15 protein-coding genes are annotated in these 17,675 nt (G+C 72.4%); 6 read left to right on the forward strand and 9 right to left on the reverse strand.

The window, feature by feature from the left end; all coding sequences use genetic code 11:
* Positions 1-88 precede the first annotated feature (88 nt).
* Positions 89-955, forward strand: a complete 867-nt coding sequence (locus IEY91_RS37635; protein WP_189177409.1) for a DMT family transporter — start codon at positions 89-91, stop codon at positions 953-955.
* 149 nt (positions 956-1,104) lie between these two features.
* Here IEY91_RS37635 and IEY91_RS37640 read toward each other — a convergent pair whose 3' ends face one another.
* Positions 1,105-1,878 carry an acyltransferase gene (locus IEY91_RS37640; protein WP_189177365.1) on the reverse strand — a complete coding sequence of 258 codons (774 nt, stop codon included), beginning with the start codon at positions 1,876-1,878 and terminating at the stop codon, positions 1,105-1,107.
* A 159-nt stretch (positions 1,879-2,037) separates the two neighbouring features.
* Between IEY91_RS37640 and IEY91_RS37645 the strand changes: the two genes are divergently transcribed.
* Positions 2,038-2,571: a gamma carbonic anhydrase family protein gene (locus IEY91_RS37645; protein ID WP_189177366.1), complete on the forward strand. Its 534-nt coding sequence runs from the start codon at positions 2,038-2,040 to the stop codon at positions 2,569-2,571.
* Between the two features lie 4 nt (positions 2,572-2,575).
* Here the strand turns inward: IEY91_RS37645 and IEY91_RS37650 are convergent, their stop codons facing one another.
* From IEY91_RS37650 to IEY91_RS37680, 7 genes are all read right to left on the reverse strand, one after another.
* Positions 2,576-4,150, reverse strand: coding sequence for an alpha/beta hydrolase (locus IEY91_RS37650; RefSeq protein WP_189177367.1), 1,575 nt, complete (start codon positions 4,148-4,150; stop codon positions 2,576-2,578).
* Positions 4,147-5,220, reverse strand: coding sequence for a serine hydrolase domain-containing protein (locus tag IEY91_RS37655; protein WP_189177410.1), 1,074 nt, complete (start codon positions 5,218-5,220; stop codon positions 4,147-4,149). The genes IEY91_RS37650 and IEY91_RS37655 overlap by 4 nt, the downstream gene beginning before the upstream one ends.
* 312 nt (positions 5,221-5,532) lie before the next feature.
* The gene (locus tag IEY91_RS37660) at positions 5,533-6,219 is read right to left on the reverse strand and encodes a DedA family protein (RefSeq protein ID WP_189177368.1); all 687 of its coding nucleotides are present in this window, start codon (positions 6,217-6,219) and stop codon (positions 5,533-5,535) included.
* Positions 6,220-6,299: 80 nt separating this feature from the next.
* The gene (locus IEY91_RS37665) at positions 6,300-8,009 is read right to left on the reverse strand and encodes a carboxylesterase/lipase family protein (protein ID WP_189177369.1); all 1,710 of its coding nucleotides are present in this window, start codon (positions 8,007-8,009) and stop codon (positions 6,300-6,302) included.
* Complete coding sequence (locus IEY91_RS37670) at positions 8,006-10,501, reverse strand: beta-glucosidase family protein (RefSeq protein ID WP_189177370.1); 2,496 nt, start codon at positions 10,499-10,501, stop codon at positions 8,006-8,008. Before IEY91_RS37670 ends, IEY91_RS37665 begins: the two co-directional genes overlap by 4 nt.
* 217 nt (positions 10,502-10,718) lie before the next feature.
* Complete coding sequence (locus tag IEY91_RS37675; RefSeq protein WP_164326569.1) at positions 10,719-11,171, reverse strand: DUF6234 family protein; 453 nt, start codon at positions 11,169-11,171, stop codon at positions 10,719-10,721.
* A 99-nt stretch (positions 11,172-11,270) separates the two neighbouring features.
* Positions 11,271-11,729: a DUF4442 domain-containing protein gene (locus tag IEY91_RS37680; protein WP_164326568.1), complete on the reverse strand. Its 459-nt coding sequence runs from the start codon at positions 11,727-11,729 to the stop codon at positions 11,271-11,273.
* A 92-nt stretch (positions 11,730-11,821) separates the two neighbouring features.
* Between IEY91_RS37680 and IEY91_RS37685 the strand changes: the two genes are divergently transcribed.
* From IEY91_RS37685 to IEY91_RS37700, 4 genes are all read left to right on the forward strand, one after another.
* On the forward strand, positions 11,822-12,772 hold the full coding sequence (locus IEY91_RS37685; protein ID WP_189177371.1) for a DUF8017 domain-containing protein: 951 nt from the start codon (positions 11,822-11,824) through the stop codon (positions 12,770-12,772).
* Positions 12,773-12,829: 57 nt separating this feature from the next.
* On the forward strand, positions 12,830-13,894 hold the full coding sequence (locus IEY91_RS37690; protein WP_189177372.1) for a DUF8017 domain-containing protein: 1,065 nt from the start codon (positions 12,830-12,832) through the stop codon (positions 13,892-13,894).
* A gap of 202 nt (positions 13,895-14,096) precedes the next feature.
* On the forward strand, positions 14,097-15,212 hold the full coding sequence (locus IEY91_RS37695) for a DUF8017 domain-containing protein (RefSeq protein ID WP_189177373.1): 1,116 nt from the start codon (positions 14,097-14,099) through the stop codon (positions 15,210-15,212).
* A gap of 108 nt (positions 15,213-15,320) precedes the next feature.
* Positions 15,321-16,652 (forward strand): MFS transporter, encoded by a 1,332-nt coding sequence (locus IEY91_RS37700; protein WP_189177374.1) that lies wholly within the window; start codon positions 15,321-15,323, stop codon positions 16,650-16,652.
* Positions 16,653-16,757: 105 nt separating this feature from the next.
* Here the strand turns inward: IEY91_RS37700 and IEY91_RS37705 are convergent, their stop codons facing one another.
* Positions 16,758-17,654 (reverse strand): spermidine synthase, encoded by an 897-nt coding sequence (locus IEY91_RS37705; RefSeq protein WP_189177375.1) that lies wholly within the window; start codon positions 17,652-17,654, stop codon positions 16,758-16,760.
* Positions 17,655-17,675 lie beyond the last annotated feature (21 nt).

The following is a 17,675-nucleotide window of genomic DNA, read 5'->3' on the forward strand; positions in this document are numbered from 1 at the left end:
AGAGTTCATTGTACTGAACTACGGTGTGGTGCACCCGAGGGTTCCCGAAGGTTCACCACACTGTACTGCGAGGCACTCCATGTCAGGACTGACAGCGTTGTTCGCCCTGGCCACCAGCCTGATGTGGGGCCTCGCCGACTTCGGCGGCGGACTGCTGACCCGACGCATCCCGGCACTGACGGTGGTCGTCGCCTCGCAGTGCGTCGCCGTCGTCGTGCTCGGCGCGGTCGTGGTGGCGACGGGCGCGTGGAGCGAGTGGGGGCCACAGCTGTGGTTCGCGGTCGGCGCGGGGCTGGTCGGGCCGGTCGCGATGCTGTCCTTCTACAAGGCCCTCGCGCTCGGCCCGATGGGCGTGGTCTCCCCGCTCGGGTCGCTGGGTGTCGCCGTGCCGGTGGGCGTCGGCCTCTTCCTCGGCGAGCGACCGGGGCTCGCGCAGTTCGCGGGCATCGCGGTGGCCGTCGCGGGCATCGTCCTGGCGGGCGGTCCCGAGCTGCGCGGCGCCCCGGTGCAGCGGCAGGCGGTGCTGCTCACGCTGCTCGCGGCCTTCGGCTTCGGCGCGGTCATGGCCCTGATCGCGGAGGCGTCGAGCAGCGTCACCGGCCTGTTCCTCGCGCTGTTCGTGCAGCGCGTGACGAATGTGGCCGCGGGCGGCACGGCGTTGTACGTGTCCGTGCGGCGCGGCGGCAAGGCGCTCCCCGAGGGCGCGGGTATGGGTGTGATCTGGTCCGCGCTCCCCGCCCTCGCCTTCGTGGGCCTCGCGGACGTCGCCGCCAACGGCACGTACGCGATCGCGGCCCAGCGCGGCCCCGTCGCCGTCGCCGCGGTGCTCGCCTCGCTCTACCCGGTCGTGACGGCACTCGCGGCACGCGGCGTGTTGAAGGAGCGGCTGCGCGGAGTGCAGGCGGCGGGGGCGGGGCTCGCGCTGGTGGGCACGGTACTGCTGGCGACGGGGTGAGCGACGTCCTGTCGCGGGCGCGACGAAGTCCGCTGCGGCACGAAGCGCCCCGATAGGGGCGCGGGCCTGTATCGACATGCGGCTCCGCCGCGGGGCGCGACAAGCCCCCACCGGCCCGCGGGTCTCGCACCGCGCAACCAGCGAAGCAATCAGACGTTCCCCTCAACATCGGCCAATCGCGCGACCTCCCGGTCGGTCAACTCGCCCAACGCGAGCAATTGTTCCGGCGTGATGCCTTCAGGGATCGGCACCGGCGCGGGCGTCCGCAAAGGCGGCTCCCAGCCCTTCTCCGCGCACCACGTCCGCACGACCCGCGCGGGCGCCCCGGCCACCACCGCGTGGTCGGGCACCTCGCCCCGCACCACCGCCCCGGCCGCCACCACCACATTGCGGCCGAGCCGCGCGCCCGGCAGGATCACGGCCCCGGTGCCGATCCAGCAGCCGGACCCGATCCGCACCGGCTCCATCCGCGGCCACTGCTTGCCGATCGGGGTCTCGGGGTCGTCGTACGAATGGTTCGTCGAGGTCACGTACACATACGGACCGAAGTAGCAGTCGTCGCCGATGGTCACCGTCGTGTCCGCGATGACATGACTGCCGCGGCCGAGGACGACGCCGTCGCCGATGCTCAGGATCGGGTCGGGGCCGAGGTCGAGGTCGGGCATCAACCCGGCCGTCAGCGTGACCTGTTCACCCACGATGCAGTGCGCGCCGAGCCGGATCCAGGGCGCCCCGAAGATCGTGCCCTGCGGGAACGCCAGCTTCGTGCCCTCGCCGATGGCGCCGAACCGCAGCCGTCCGGGCCGCCCCGCGGTCACCGCGCCCGTGCGCTGCACCCAGTCCCATCCGGCATGGACGGCGCGCTGCGCCGCGCCGCGCCGCCAGGCGGCCAGCGATGAGAACACGTTCTTGTTTCGGGGCACCCGCTCACGTTACTCAGCCGGGCCCGCGCCGAGCACACCCACCGGCTGTGATCTTCACCCCACGCGGCGGCGGCCGTCCCGGTGTCCCGTACGGTTCGCTCAGGCGCGACGACGTACGCATCCCACAAGGCGTACGCACTCATCAAGGGGAGAGAGCCGATGGGTCAGCAGGCACTCGTCATGGGCTTCGGCGGCAAGGAACCGAAGATCGGCCAGGGGGCCTTCACGGCGCCGACGTCGGTGGTGATCGGCGAGGTGACGCTGAGCGCGGGCGCGAGCACCTGGTACGGCGCGGTGCTCCGGGCCGACTGCGGGCCGATCGAGGTCGGCGCCGACAGCAACATCCAGGACAACTGCACCCTGCACGTCGACCCGGGCTTCCCGATCTCCATCGGCGAGCGCGTCTCGGTCGGCCACAACGCGGTCCTGCACGGCTGCACGGTCGAGGACGACTGCCTGGTCGGGATGGGTGCCACGGTGCTCAACGGCGCGGTGATCGGCGCCGGTTCGCTCGTCGCCGCGCAGGCCCTTGTGCCGCAGGGCATGGTGGTGCCGCCGGGCTCCCTGGTCGCGGGCGTGCCCGCGAAGGTCAAGCGGGAGCTCACCGAGGAGGAGCGCGCGGGCATCTCCCTCAACGGCACGCTGTACGTGGAACTGGCGAAGGCCCACCGCGAGGCGGGGGCCTCCGCCTGACCCGTCAGCCGTCCCGTTTCACGCAGGTCTGGTCCCTGCCCGGCAGCTTGCCGGTGGCCAGGTAGGAGTTGACCTTCGCGTCCACGCAGGCGTTGCCGTAGTAGCCGTAGATCCCGTGCCGGTCGGCGCCCTTCAGCGTGATCAGCTTGGAGCTGGGCAGCATGCCGTGCAGTGCCATGGCGCCCTGGTGGTCCGAGCGCGGGTCACCGGTCGCGGACACGAGCAGCGCCGGGGTGTCGTGCCGCACCTGGGTGGGCTTCTCGCGCGGCCGGTCCCAGAAGGCGCACGGGCCGATGTTGTTGCTCAGCGGTCCGGTGACGGGGTGGGCGGCGCGGCTGCGCTGGATGTCGCGCCAGTACCGCTCGGGGTCGCGCGGGGCCGCCTTGTCGCCGCACAGGATGGCCGTCTGCACGCTGCCGTAGTGCGAGTCCTTGCCGGTCGTCATGCTCTCCAGGACCGACTTGAACTCCGCCGAAACGCGCGTCGGCCGACCGTCCGCCGCCTTGGCCAGGACGGACATCTGCTCGCCGAAGGCCGTCCTCGCCTCGTCGGTGTCGTCGGAGATCCCGATGACCAGCAGGGTCGGTACGTGGGTGTCGTCGAGCCGGAAGACGTCCGGGGTGGTGCCCAGGGTCAGCCCGCGCCGCGCCGACACGTCGATGGCGTGGTCGAGGGTGGCGAGCACCTGGGCGCGGGTGCGGCCGAGGCCGTACGTGTCGTGCCGCTTCGCCGCCCAGGTGGCGAACCCGGCGAGAGCGTGCTCGTTCTCGGCCTCGGTGCCGCGCAGCAGGCGGGGCGAGTAGCGGCGCGGGTCGAGTACGCCGTCGAGGACCACCCGGTCGTGGCGGCCGGGGAACATCTGGGTGTAGACGGTGCCCAGGTAGCTGCCGTACGAGTAGCCCAGGTACGAGATCTTCTTCTCGCGCAGCGCGCCCCTGATGACGTCCATGTCGCGGGCCGTGTTGCGTGTGGTGACGTGCGGCAGCACGGGGCCGTTGGTGGCACGGCACTTGGCGGCGAGGTCCTTGTGCAGGGCCACCTGCCGGTCGAAGCCCGCGCGACTCGTCCCGGAGGAGAAGATGGACGAGCTCACGGGCCACTTGCAGTCCAGCGGGGTGCTGCGCCCCACGAAGCGCGGGTCGACGCCGACGATGTCGTAGCGCGCGCCGACGCCCTTCATCGCCTTGCGGATGTCGGGGCCGTCACCGAGTGAAGTCCCGCCGGGGCCACCGCCGTTGAGCAGCAGCGGGCCGACGCGGTGGCGGGTGTCTGTGGCCTTGATCCGGGATATGGCGACGGTGATCGTACGGCCGCCGGGGTCGGAGTAGTCGAGCGGCGCGGTCACGCCGGCGCAGCGCGCGCCCGCCTTCTGAAGCGCCTTGCCCGTTTCGTCGTCCGGGCCGAGGACACAACTGCCCCAGTCCAGGCGCTGGTTGTAGTAGCGGTCGAGGCTCCCCGTCGGGCTCGACGGGTTCGGGCTCGGGTTCGCCGAGGCCATGGCGGGCACGGCGGTGAAGCAGGCGGCGAGGGCGAGGCCCGCCGCCGAGGTGCGGCGCACGGCGGCGCTGGGAGTGGTCATGGGGTCTCCTTGAGGTGCTGGGTGCGGCCGGGTGCGCAGAGGGCGCTGTCCACGACGGCACGGAAGTCCTGTTCGGCCCGGTCGGTGTCGGGCACCTGGTTGAGGGCGAGGGAGACGGTGCGGCCGCCGGGGCCGATGGCGCCGAGCGCCCGGTGCCCGCCCGGCACGGTCCCGCCGTGCCCCCACCACATGCCGCCGCACTCCAGCGGCGAGGCGATCAGACCGAGCCCGTACCGCGCGCCGGGCCAGAGCCGGTCCGGGTCGGCGGGGACGGTGCGCTTCATCTCCGCGAGCCAGCGCGCGGGCAGCAGCTTCCCGCCGAACAGCGCGCCGAGGAACCGGTTGACGTCGGCGGGCGTCGAGATCAGCGCGCCGCCCGCGCCCCCGAACGTCACGTTCCACTCGGTGCCGTCGACCCTCGGCCCCGGCGTGCCGTCGGGCTTCTCGGACTCGATGAAGTAGCTGCGTGAGTGCGGGCCCTTGATGCGGGTGCGGTCGCCGGGCCAATAGGTGTCGCGCAGGCCGAGCGGCTCGAGGATCCGTCGGTTCACCTCGGCCTCGACGCCGCGTCCGGTGACCTTCTCGACGATGAGCCCGGCGACGGCCGTGTTGGTGGTGGCGTAGTGCCACTTCTTCTCCGGGTGCGGCATCTTGAGCGCGGCGGCGATCAGTTCGCGGGGCTCGAAGTGGCGGAAGCGCCACTCGTTCACGGGCCGGTCGGCGATGCCTTCGACGTAGTCGGGAAGTCCGCTGGTGTGCTGGAGCAGTTCCCGCACGGTGATGGTGCGGCCGTCGTAGCCGTTGCCCCGGATCAGCCCCGGCAGGTGGTGCTCCACCGGGTCGTCGAGCCCGATCCTGCCCTGCGCGGCGAGCTGCAGGACGACGGTGGCGGTGAAGGTCTTGCTGACGCTGCCGATGCGCAGCCGGTCCTTCGCGGCCATGGGGCGGCCGGTGTCCAGGTCGGCGACTCCGCGTGCGGCGGACCAGCGGCCGCAGCGGGCGTCGGCCACTTCGGCGGCGGCACCGGGGATGCCGTGGCGGCGGACGAGGACGTCGAGGGAGTCGGTCACCGCGCCGCGCGCCGCGTCGCAGGCGGCGGGGGCGACGGGGCGGGGCGGTGTGCCCGGCCGGGACGCCGTGTCCGCCGCTGCCGCCACGGGGGCGAGGCACGTCAGCGCCGCCGCCGACGCCACGGCAAGGACGGCCGCGCGGCGTGCCCGTCGGGGCCTTGCCGGGAGGGGCCTCGCCAGGAGGGATAAGGGGAATCTGTCGTCGATGCGTCGTACATAGGTCATGTCGTACGACGCTAGAGACACAAGGCCCCGCACTCACTGGAGCACGCACCCGGATCGCCCTACCGCAAAACCCCACCATCCCCACGCTCAGCGCACGGCGGCGGCCTCCGTGCCCGCTGCGGCCTCCGACCCGGTCCCCGCCCCGGCCTCCGCCCGCGCGGCATGCTCCTCCGCCGCCTTCTTCGCCCGCCGCTTGACCAGCATCATCGAGCCGACGCCGATCAGGACGGCGATGCCGAGACCGACGTACGAGAAGCGCTTGAGCCAGTCCTCCGCGACCACGCCGATGTAGTAGATGACGGCGGTCGTGCCGCCCGCCCACACGATTCCGCCGAGGACATTGGCGATCGCGAACTTCCAGTACGGCATGCGCAGGACGCCTGCGAGCGGCCCGGCGAAGATGCGGAGCAGCGCGACGAAGCGGCCGAAGAAGACCGCCCACATGCCCCACTTCTGGAACGAGCGCTCGGCGCTGCCGACGTTCGCCTCGCTGAAGTGCTTGGGGAATTTCCGCCCGAGCCAGGCGAGGAGCGGCCGTCCTCCCTTGCGCCCGATCGCGTACCCGATGGAGTCGCCGATCACCGCGCCCGCGGTGGCGCACGCGCCGAGGATCACCGGGTTCACGTCACCGTGCTGCGAGGAGAGCAGCGCCGCCGACACGAGGACGATCTCGCCGGGCAGCGGGATGCCCAGTGACTCCAGGCCGATGACGAGTCCGACGAGCGCGTAGACACTGACGGCCGGTACGTTCTCCAGCCACTCCTGGACGTGCAAGCCCGTTTCCTTCCGCTGTACTGGCGAATCCCCCGGCGCGCGCGTCCTGGTCGATCGCGCACGCCGGGAAGACTACCTGTTCAGCGGGGTGGGACCGCGTCCCACAGTGCGCAGTGGTGCGCGCTGCGGGCCGTGTCGACGACCGCGTTCCCACCGGCGGACGCGGTGCGCAGCGCGAGCACGTCGCCGGGTCGGGTGCGCTGGTCGGGAGCGGTCGGCGAGCCGTCCGAGCGGGGCACTCCGGAGTGGATGAAGGAGCCCCAGTAGCGCGCCATCTGGCGGGCGAGGGCGCGCTGTTCGGCGTTCAGCGGCGTTTCGAGGCCGAAGTGTTTGAACAGATATTGCACTTCGTTTACGTGTGTCGCACCGAAGGCGAAGTCGGTGCCGAGGCCGCGCAGACTGGCGAACGGCGGCGACGTACGGTCCGCGAACTCGTAGCCGTAGACGGGCCCGCGCCGGGCGAGGGAGTCGCCGAGGCGCAGCGCCGAGCACACGAACATCCGGTCGCCGAGGGCCGCGGCGAAGGCGTGCGTGGGCGTGGCGTACCGGTCGGGCGGATAACGCCGCAGCGCCCGCTCGCCGAGCTCCGCGCCGAACGTACGCTCCAGCGCGGCCGGGTACTGCGCGGCGGTGAGCGGCTTGCCCTGGCCGTCGAACTGTGCGAAAGCGAAGAGTGTGCCTTCGTCGGAGTTGGCGCCGTTCAGGACGGGCACGCCCGCCGAACTCCCCCGCGCGAAGGCCTCCTCCGGCTGGACCGGCAGGAAGCCGCCACCGACGACCGGCCCCCAGTCGAACCCGGCCTGCGCGGCCAGGATGTCCTTCGCGGGCTTGGCGCGCAGGCACGCGAGCGCGGTCGCCGGGTCCGGGCAGCCCGCCTTCCGCGCGAACGCGGCGCCGTCCTCGGCCGCCCGCCGCCGCTCACGGCCCGCGCAGTCGTCGTACGCGCCGCTCTCGACCACGGCCGAGCGGAACAGGCCGCGGCTGCCGGGCGAGGCGAGGTGGGTGCACACGGAGCGGCCGCCCGCGGACTCGCCCGCGAGGGTCACCCGGCGCGGGTCGCCGCCGAACCGGCCGACGTTGGCGCGCACCCAGCGCAGCGCGGCCCGCTGGTCGAGCAGCCCGTAGTTGCCGGACACGCGGTCGGAGGCCTCGCCGTCGAGTCCCGGCCCCGCGAGGAAACCCATGGCGCCCAGGCGGTAGTTGACGGTGACGACGACGGTGCCGGTGGTGCGGGCGAAGCGGTCCGGCACGATGTCCTCGCCCGCGCCTGCGGTGAGCCCGCCGCCGTGCAGCCACACCATGACGGGCCGCCGCAGATCCGCGCCCGCCCCGGCACGCTCCTCGACTCGTGTCGCGCCGTCCCCGGCGCGCCCTTCGGGGACGTACACATTGAGATCGAGACAGTCCTCGGTGTACGTCGGCTTCTCGTACCCCGGGTCCCAACTCGGGCCCTGCACACAGCGGTTGCCGAACGCGGTGGCCTCGCGGACACCGCGCCACGGCTCGACGGCGCGCGGTTCGGTCCAGCGGAGCCCGCCGACGGGCTGACGCGCGTACGGGATCCCGAGGAACTGCCGCCCCTCACCGGTGACTTGGCCACGCACCCAGCCCGCGTCAGTACGCACGACCGCGGCACCCCGCTGCTCTCCCGCGAGGCCGTCCCGCCCTCCGGGCCCCGCCTGCGCCGCCTGGGGCGCGAGCCCCACCACCCCGGCCGCGGCCAGCACACCCCCGACCGCCACGAACCGCCGCACCCGCGCCCGCCCACGCCACCCGCACAAGCCCTTCATCCGCGGGCCCCCTTCACATGAACGACCCCGGACAGCAGCAACTCCCTTGAGGACCTGCCCACTTGAACCGTCCGCCGCCCCGTCCCGAGCACCCAGTCACGCCGCCCCGAGTCCCACAGCGACAACGTCCGCGCCGCGACCCGCACGGTGACCCGCCGCGCCTCCCCCGCCCGCAGGGCGACCCTCCGATAGCCGCCGAGCACCCGCACCGCCTGATCGAGCCGCACGTCCGGCGAGGCCCCGACGTACACCTGCGCCACGGTGATCCCGTCGCGCCGCCCGGTGTTGCGCACCCGGAAGCTCACGTCGAACCCACCCCCTCGCCCCGCCGGACGCGCCGTCAGATCCTCGTAGGCAAAGGTGGTGTACGACAGTCCGTGCCCGAAGGGGAACAACGGCCGCACGCCCTCGGCGTCGTACCAGCGATGGCCGACGTGCACGCCCTCCGAGTACTCCTCCACGCCGTCCACCCCCGGATACCGGCGCGGATCACCGGCCGTCGGATGCCGGTCGTCGTCGACGGGGAAGGTCTGCGTGAGCCGGCCGCCCGGATCGCAGTCGCCGAACAGGACGGCGGCGGTGGCGGCCGCGCCCTCCTGCCCCGGGTAGTACATCTGCAGCACGGCGGCGGTGCGCTCCAGCCAGGGCATGGAGGTGGCCGACGAGGTGTTGAGGACGACGGTGGTACGGGGGTTAGAGGCTGTCACCGCCTCGATAAGGGCTTCCTGATGGCCGGGCAGGGCGACGGTCGTACGGTCCTGGCCCTCGGTGGCGTCCTCGTACGCGAAGAGCACGACGCTGTGCGCGGACCGGGCGGCACGCACCGCCTCCGCGACATCCCGCGCGCGGGTCGCGGAGGTGACCCGGCGAAGCCGGAACGTCTGCCCCTTCGCCCCGCCCTTCGCGAGGATCTCGACCCGATGCCCACCACGCGCCAACGGCACGGCCTTCCGCCGTACGGAGAGACCGTCGGGCGCGCTCGACACGAGCCCACCCGTGAAGTACTCGCCGAAGCCCGGCGCGGGCGGGAACAACTCCACGCCGTCGAGCCGCACCGTCGGCCGCGCGCCGGAGTAGTGGACGACGAACGTCCACTCGTCTCCGGCGTCGGCGGTGAGCGTCCCTTCGTACGTCCACTCCTCGCCCGCGCGGACGCGTTGCCCCTCCGGGTCGAAGCCACCGGGCGAGAGCGCCTCGCGCGGAATCGCCTTCCCGAACAGATCCTCACCGAGGGCATAACGGACCTGCGCACCGTGCCCCGCACGGGACTTGACGGCATCGAGAGGGCTCACCGCACGGTCAGGAATCACATGCGCGCTGCCGCCCCCGCTCACGAACGGCAGCGAACCGGTCGGGCCGATCACGGCGAGGGAGCGGGCGGCGCGGCCGGTGAGCGGCAGCGCGCCGTGCCGGTTGCGCAGCAGGGTGGCCCCGGCCTCGGCGACCTCCAGCGCGACCGCCGCGCCCGCCTCGGGGTCCCGGTCCGGGCGCGGCGGCGCGCTCCCGTCGAGCAGCCCGAACCGGTCGAGCACACCGAGCAGCCGCCGCACCGACCGGTCCACGTGCGCCTCGGGCACACCGCCGCTCTCCACGGCCCGCTTCAGGGCCGCGCCGAAGTACGTGCCGTCCGGCATCTCCATGTCCAGGCCCGCGCCGATCGCGGCGGCGGTCGAATGCGCCGCGAACCAGTCGGTCATCACCCACCCGCCGAACCCCCACCGTTCGCGCAGCACCTCGTCGAGCAGTTCTTCGTTCTCGCAGGCGAAGGTGCCGTTGACCTTGTTGTACGCCCCCATGACCGAGCCCACGCCGACGGCGACCGCGGCCTCGAAGCCGCGCAGCTCCGTCTCGTGCATGGTCCGCTCGTCGACGCGCACGTCGATGGACATGCGGTCCTTCTCCTGGTTGTTCATCGCGAAGTGCTTGACCGTCGCGATCAGCCCTTCCTCCTGGATGCCCTTGATCTCCTGGGCGACCAGGTCGGCGGAGAGCAGCGGGTCCTCGCCGAACGTCTCGAAGTTGCGGCCCGCGTACGGGGTGCGGATGAGGTTGACCATCGGCGAGAGCAGCACGTCCTGGCCGAGGGCCCGCCCCTCACGCCCGATCACCTGCCCGTAGCGGCGGGCCAGTTCGGGGTCGAAGGCGGCGGCGAGGAGTACGGGAGCGGGCAGGGCGGTGGCGTGCGCCGTGACACGTACGCCCGCGGGGCCGTCGGCGAGCCGCAGCTCCGGGATGCCGAGCCGCGGCACGCCGGGGACGTATCCCGCCTGCCCGAGCCCCTTCGGGTCGCTCCCACCGTGCAGCAGGGAGACCTTCTCGTCGAGCGTGAGCCTGCGGACCAGCGACTCGACGCGGGGCCCGGCACCCGGGCCCCGTCTGCGGTACGCGGCGGAGTGCGCGGGGACCGGCAGCCCCGCGGTCGCCGCGGCGGCCACCGCGACCGCCCCTCCCATCAGCCGCAGGGTGGTGCGCCGGGACACGGTGTCGGACATGGGCCGTCACTTCCTTCGATGCGCGAATGATGTACACGTGCCAATAGCTGGCAGGCCTTCGGGCCTTGAACGGACTCTGCGACGAAGTGGACTTGACGCACCGTGGGACACCACCGGTGCGGCGGGAAAACTATGACCGGTGGTGACGCGTGTCAATGACGTGAACAAAGATGGTCGGCGCGCGGCCCCGAAAGGAAAAGGAACCGAGTGGACGAAGTCAGCCCCCGGTGGAGGCGCACTCATGGCTGTCGCCGCCGCTGCGGCATCCGGCCGGGCCCGTCCAAGCGGGAGCAGGAGTCGGCTGCGACCGCCGGTCCTCCCGCTCCTCGTACTCCAGACCGCCCAACACGGCGACGACGACAAGAATCGCCATCAGCACCTGGGTCCAGAGGGTCACGACGGCACGCATGCGGCCGGCGGCGACGCCGGCGAGAACAGCGAAGAGCCCGACCGCTCCGGTGACTACGAGATAGCCACCGAGTCGATCGGGCTCAGGATCCTCGGCCGGGTCGAAGGAGACGCCCGACAGGAACCACTTCGCGAACACGACGAAGAGGAAGACCCCTTCGAGCAGGAAGAGCCCGACGGCCGTGGCGACGTCCGGGCCGAGGTCGGCCCGGGAGTCGGCGGAGGCGTCGAAGGCGGGAGGCGCGGACGGCAGACCACTCATGCCGCCATACTCACCACGGCGGCGTCACGCCACCTGAGTACGCCTACTCATTCGCCCGCAGCACCCCGGCGGGCCGCCGGACCCCGGTGAACCGTCGGACTACTTCGGGTCGTTGGGCCGCAGGGTCCACACGACGGTCATCTCACCGGTCACGGCGCCGTCCTCACGCGTGATGGCGATGGCGACGGGGAACTCCGGACGCTGCCCCGCGTCGAGCTCGGCGACGACATCGGCGACGGGCCGGCCGATCGTGGCGGTGGCCTTCACCGTCCCCATCGCGAGCTTCTTGTACGCGATGTCGGCACGCACCGCGAGCGGCACGGCCCGCGAGAGCTCCGCCCCGAAGGCCGCGAGCACGATGGCGCCACTCGCGGACTCCCCCAACGTGAACATGGCTCCGGCATGCGGCCCGCCCACGTGATTGTGGTAGTCCCCCTGATCGGGCAGCACGACCACGGCCCGCTCGGGCGTGGTCTCCACGAACTCAAGATTCAGGGTCCGGGCCATCGGAACGGTGGCGGCGAGCATCTCGCCGATCGACATCTGGTCTGCGCTCATAGCAGGAGGTTACCCGCGAGTAGCCTCCGCTGCCAGCCCCGGCCCGGGGCACTTTCGAATGCCCGTACACCCCAGCCGTACTGTGGTCCGCCATGAACCCGCAGGATCGGAATCCTTACCAGCAGCCGGGATACCAGCAGCCCAACCCCTATCAGCAGCCGGGATACCAGCAGCAGCCGGTGGCCGGCCAGCAGGGGCAGTGGGCAGCCGGGACGGCACCCGCGGGCGCACCGCAGCCGCCCGACGGGGATGGAAGCGGTGGCAACAGGACCGCGCTCATCGCCGTGATCACGGCGGCCGCGGTCGTCGTGGCCGCGGGCGTCACCGGCTTCCTGCTGCTGGGCGGCGACAAGGACGACTCCGCGAAGCCCGATCCGGCGCGGTCGAGCTCGTCACCGGCCCCGACCGACGCGGACCGGCGCGGCAAGGACGGCGGTCCGAAGCCCACGGTCCCGGGTTGGAAGACCGTGGTGAATCCCAAGAGAGGCATCGCTTTCGACGTCCCCGCACAGTGGTCGCTGAAGTCCGTCGACTGGATCTCCTGGGTCTCGGACGACGCCGGTCCCGAGGACAACCGACTCGCCGCGATGGCCGCGCCCGCCTATCTCAAGGAGCAGTGGTGCGCCTTCGACGAGAACAAGGACGGCACCAACGAATACATGGCCCTCGCGGGCGCGGGCACCAGGATCAACAGGGGCTCCAAAACCACCGAGGACGTCGCGCGGGACAATTCGACCGCGTGGGTGTACGGCGCGTATGCACAACCGGAAAGAAGAAAGATCAAGGCCGGCGCGGTGGAGTCCTACACCACCAAGTCCGGCATCAAGGGCAGCCTCGCGACGGCCGAGTCGTCCGGTGTCACCAAGCGGGAGAAGTGCGACACGGACGGCAAAGCGACGGTCTTCGCATTCAAGGACGCCGGGGGCGAATTCGTCTCGTGGGCCTTTCACGGCGCCAAGGACGTGAAGGAGGAAATCCCGGACACAACGGTCCGGAAAATCCTCAGCACAGTGCGCGCGTACAAGGCGTCGGACGAGAACTGAGCGCCCCCAGAGGGGCGTTGCGATCACCCAAAGGCAACACCCGTATGGTTGTCCGCCATGTGGCCAGGACAGCAGCAGCCCGGGGGCGAGCAGAACCCGCAGGACCAGGGCGCCAACCCGTACCAGCAGCCCGGCTATCAGCAGCCGAATCCGTATCAGCAGCCGGGGTATCAGCAGGCCGGGCACCCGCAGCAGCCCGGGCACCCGCAGCCCGGTCCCTACCAGCAGCCCGTCGGGCAGCACGGGCAGTGGAGTGGCGCCCCGACGCCCTTGGGCGCGCCGCAGCCGCCGACGGGTAGCGGCGGTGGCGGAGGGAACAGGACCAAGGTCATAGCCATCGTCGCCGCGGCCGCCGTGGTCGTGGCCGCGGGCGTCACCGGCTTCCTGCTGCTCGGCGGCGACAAGGACGACGAGGCGGGCAAGGCGGGCAACGGCGACAAGCAGGGTTCCTCGGAGCAGGCGTCCGAGAAGCCCTCGGCCCCGGCGGACGGTGACGACGACGAGCGGGGCACGGACGGCGGGCCGAAGGCGACCGTCCCGGGCTGGCAGGCCGTCGTGAACCCCAAGTGGGGCACCGCCTTCGACGTACCGCCCGACTGGCAGGTGGAGGGGCCGAACAGGGCCATCAACTTCGAGGAACACAAGACGGGCAAGCCGATCGCGACGATGGGCTCCCCCGCGGTCCTCAAGCCGAAGTGGTGCACCTCCGACGAGGACAAGGACGGCCGGTCCGAGGACGTCGAGCTGAGCGCGGCGGGCACCAAGGGCGGCCGGGGCGGCAAGAACACCGACGAGGTCGCGGTGAACACCGTCGGCTGGTGGATCTACGGCGCCTACACACAGCCGGACAAGAAGACGATGACGTACGACGAGAAGGCGAAGCCCTACACCACCAAGTCGGGCATCAAGGGCAGCATCGCCTGGGGCCGTTCGACGAACACGCCGCAGAAGGGCAAGTGCGCCTCGGACGGCAAGGCCATCTCCTTCGGCTTCAAGAACTCCGAGGGCGACTTCGTGTCCTGGAGCCTGTACGGCGCGAGGGGCGTCAAGGAAGAGGTCCCGGACGCGACGATCATGAAGATCCTCGCCACGGTGCGGCTGTACGGCGAGCCCACGGGCTGACGGAGGCGGCGCTCCCCGGCCGACGGGGGTGGCGCCGCCGGGCTGCGAGGTCGGCACCCCTCACCAAAACGGGCATCCCACCCACCACCCACCCCACTTCTTCACCACTTCGTCACCGCTGCGTCCGCCCCCTGCCCCGGACCCGGTCCGGCAGGTGGCCGGGCGTGGCACCGGGGCCCCCGCCCATCTATGGTTACTGGCCATGTGGCCAGAACAGCAGCCGCCCGGGGGCGAGCAGAACCCGCAGGACCAGGGTGCGAACCCGTACCAGCAGCCCGGGTACCAGCAGCCGAATCCGTATCAGCAGCCCGGGTACCAGCAGCAGCCGGGATACCAGCAGCCCAACCCCTACCAGCAGCCGCCCGCCGGGCAGCCCCCCGTGGGCCAGCCGGGGCAGCCGACGGGCGGGCAGCCGCAGTGGGGCGCGCCCACGTTCCCGATGGGTACGCCCCAGGCCGCCGGGCCCGGCCCGAGCGGCGGCGGCGACGGCGGCGGCAACAGGACGAAGCTCACGGCCATCATCGCGGCGGCCGCGGTCGTCGTGGCCGCGGGCGTCACCGGCTTCCTGGTCCTCGGCGGTGACGGCGACGACAAGGACGGCAAGTCCGACCAGGCCGGCTCCAAGCCGTCCAAGTCCGTCTCCAAGAAGCCGAGCCCCACGGCGAAGCCCGACGACGACAACCCGCGCGGCACCGGCGGCGACCCCAAGCCGACCGTCCCCGGCTGGCAGGTCGTCGTGAACCCCAAGTGGGGCACGGCCTTCGACGTACCGGCGGACTGGGTCGTGAAGTCCCCGGACACGATCATGGGCTTCGAGGACAACAAGGGCGACGGCACCAAACCGCTCATCGTCATGTCCGCGCCCGCCATCCTCAAAGAGAAGTGGTGCACGTCCGACGACGACAAGGACGGGCGGATGGACGACACCTCGCTCGCCGCCGTCGGCACCAAGGGCCAGAACGGCGCCAAGAACACCAAGGACGTCTCCCGCAACGACTCGGCGTGGTGGGTCTTCGGCGGCTACACCGGCCAGAAGAAGGCCGACAAGAAGAAGATCAAGATCGGCAAGACCGAGTCGTACACCACCAAGTCCGGCATCAAGGGCAGCGTCACGACGTCCACGACGTCCGGTGCCGCCGGTTCGGACAAGTGCGACTCCGAGGGCAAGGCGACGACGTTCGCGTTCAAGAACGCGGCGGGCGACTACGTGGCGTGGACGCTGTACGGCGCCAAGGGCGTGAAGGAAGAGGTCTCCGACGCCCAGATGAAGAAGATCCTCGCGACGGTGCGGCTCAACGGGGACCCCGAGGAGTCCTGAGCCGCCACCCGGGCGCCCCCTGGTCCCCGGTCTCTCCAGTCCCCCCGGTCGCCCCGCGGCGGCCGGGGAAACCATTTGGCAAGGTCGTTCTCCCACGGGGATAGTCCCGTGGTGACCTCTCCCGCCGCCTCCCGCCGCTCCTCCTGGGCCGGCCGCAACTACACGCTGCTCACCGCCGCCGCGATCATCACGAACCTGGGCGGCCACGGTGCGCTGATCGCGGCGGCGTTCGCGGTGCTCGACGCGGGCGGGGACGGCGGTGACGTGGGGCTCGTCGCGGCGGCCCGCACGCTGCCGCTCGTACTGTTCCTGCTCATCGGCGGCGCGGTGGCCGACCGGCTGCCGCGCCACCGCGTCATGGTCGCCGCCAACTCCCTGAACTGCGTGTCCCAGGCCGCTTTCGCGGTCGTCGTCCTCGCCGGGGATCCGCAGCTGTGGCAGATGCTGCTGCTCGCCGCGCTCGGCGGCACCGGCCAGGCGTTCTTCGGTCCCGCCTCCGAAGGCATGCTGCTCTCGTCCGTCAGCGGCGAGCAGGCGGGCCGCGCCTTCGCGCTGTACCGCATGGCCATGCAGGGCGCGGGCCTCGGCGGCGCTGCGCTCGGCGGCCTGATGGTCGCGATGATCGGGCCCGGCTGGGTCCTCGCCGTGGACGCGGTCGCGTTCGCCGCCGCGGGCGCGCTGCGCGCCTTCCTCGACGTCAGCCACATACCGCCGCGCGCGCCCGGCGGGGGCCTCCTCGCCGATCTGCGGGACGGCTGGCGGGAGTTCACCGGACGGCCCTGGCTGTGGTCGATCGTGGCGCAGTTCTCGGTGGTGGTGGCGGTCGTCGGCGCGGCCGAGTCCGTGTTCGGGCCGCTGGTCGCCGAGGACGAGCTGGGCGGCGCGGGGCCGTGGGGCCTCGCGCTCGGGGCGTTCGGCGCGGGCACGGTCTGCGGGGCGCTGCTGATGACGCGCTGGAAGCCGCGGCGGCTCCTGTTCGCCGGTACGTTGTGCGTCTTCCCGCTCGCCGCGCCGTCCGCGGCCCTGGCGGTGCCGCTGCCGGTGGCCGGGCTCGCCGCGGTGATGTTCGTCAGCGGCGTCGCGATCGAGGTGTTCGGCGTCTCCTGGATGACGGCGATGCATCAGGAGATCCCGGAGGAGAAGCTGTCGCGCGTCGCGGCGTACGACTGGTTCGGGTCCATCGCGATGGTGCCGCTCGCGACGGCGCTCGCGGGCCCCGCCGAGCAGGCCTTCGGCCGGTCGCCCTCGCTGTGGGGCTGCGCCGTGCTGGTGGTCGTGGTGACGGCGGCGGTGCTGTTCGTTCCGGACGTACGGAATCTCACTCGGCGTACGAAGGAGGTCGCGGCGTCGCAAGGGCCGACCGCCCAGGGGCCGACCTCGCCGGGGCCGCAAGCTGCGAGTGTCCAGGAGACGGTGTCCCTGGAGAAGCCCTCCGCCTGAGGCGGTGGCCGCTCAGCCGACGCTGAACGCCCCGTCCGGCCGCTCAGCCGACGCTGAACGCCCCGTCCGGCCGCTCAGCCGACGCTGAACGCCCCGTCCGGCCGCTCAGCCGACGCTGAACGCCCCGTCCGGCGGCTCCGGCGACGCCACCGCGTCCGCGTCCCGTACGGCACGGGCGTCACCGATGAAGCTCCGCAGCGCGTCCCCGTGCACCACTCGCGCGGGAAACGCGTCCGCGGCCGTGCGGCGGGCGAGCGCGGCCACGTCGAGCGGGGCGTGCGAGGCGAGCAGCACGGCGTTGCCGAAGCGGCGGCCGCGCAGGACGGCGGGCTCGGCGATGAGCGCCAGCTCGTCGAAGACCTCGGCGAAGGTGGCCAGTTGGGAGCGGAGGAAGGCGAAGCGCGCGCCGGACCCGCTGCCGGCGCCGTCGGCGAGGTTCGCGGCGTAGCAGCCGTCTGCGCGCAGTACGCGGCGCACCGCGCGGGCGTACGCGTCCGACGTCAGGTGCGCGGGCACCCGCGAGCCGCCGAACACATCGCCCACGAGCACGTCGGCGCTCGCCTCGGGCGCCGCCTCCACCCAGGTCCGGGCGTCGGCGCCGTGCGTGGTGATCCCGGAGCCGGAGGGCAGCGGCAGGTGCTCCAGGACGAGTTCGAGCAGGCCCCGGTCGGCCTCCACCACGTCCTGCCGGGAGCCGGGCCGCGTCGCGGTGACATAGCGGGGCAGCGTGAGCGCGCCGCCGCCGAGGTGGACGATGTCCAGCGGCCGGTCCGGTGCGGCGGCGGTGTCCAGTACGTGCGCGAGCCTGCGGGCGTACTCGAACTCCAGGTGCGTGGGCGCGTCCAGATCGACGTACGACTGCGGCGCCCCGTCGACCGTGAGCAGCCAGGCCCGCGGCCGGTCCACGTCGGGGAGCAGCTTGGCGGTGCCGTGGTCGACGGTCCGGGTGACGGGTATCGGCTCGGCGTCGGGGGTGGCTCGGTCGGCGGGCTCGTCGTTCACCGGTCCATTGTGCCCGCCGAG

This window comes from Streptomyces lasiicapitis (genome assembly GCF_014646335.1).
Taxonomy (GTDB): domain Bacteria; phylum Actinomycetota; class Actinomycetes; order Streptomycetales; family Streptomycetaceae; genus Streptomyces; species Streptomyces lasiicapitis.

Excerpts from the sequence above, each read along its gene's own strand:
- IEY91_RS37645 (WP_189177366.1), top strand. The coding sequence starts at position 2,038 with ATGGGTCAGCAGGCACTCGTCATGGGCTTCGGCGGCAAGGAACCGAAG.
- IEY91_RS37650 (WP_189177367.1), bottom strand. The coding sequence starts at position 4,150 with ATGACCACTCCCAGCGCCGCCGTGCGCCGCACCTCGGCGGCGGGCCTC.
- IEY91_RS37665 (WP_189177369.1), bottom strand. The coding sequence starts at position 8,009 with ATGAAGGGCTTGTGCGGGTGGCGTGGGCGGGCGCGGGTGCGGCGGTTC.
- IEY91_RS37670 (WP_189177370.1), bottom strand. The coding sequence starts at position 10,501 with ATGTCCGACACCGTGTCCCGGCGCACCACCCTGCGGCTGATGGGAGGG.
- IEY91_RS37675 (WP_164326569.1), bottom strand. The coding sequence starts at position 11,171 with ATGAGTGGTCTGCCGTCCGCGCCTCCCGCCTTCGACGCCTCCGCCGAC.
- IEY91_RS37680 (WP_164326568.1), bottom strand. The coding sequence starts at position 11,729 with ATGAGCGCAGACCAGATGTCGATCGGCGAGATGCTCGCCGCCACCGTT.
- IEY91_RS37685 (WP_189177371.1), top strand. The coding sequence starts at position 11,822 with ATGAACCCGCAGGATCGGAATCCTTACCAGCAGCCGGGATACCAGCAG.
- IEY91_RS37690 (WP_189177372.1), top strand. The coding sequence starts at position 12,830 with ATGTGGCCAGGACAGCAGCAGCCCGGGGGCGAGCAGAACCCGCAGGAC.
- IEY91_RS37695 (WP_189177373.1), top strand. The coding sequence starts at position 14,097 with ATGTGGCCAGAACAGCAGCCGCCCGGGGGCGAGCAGAACCCGCAGGAC.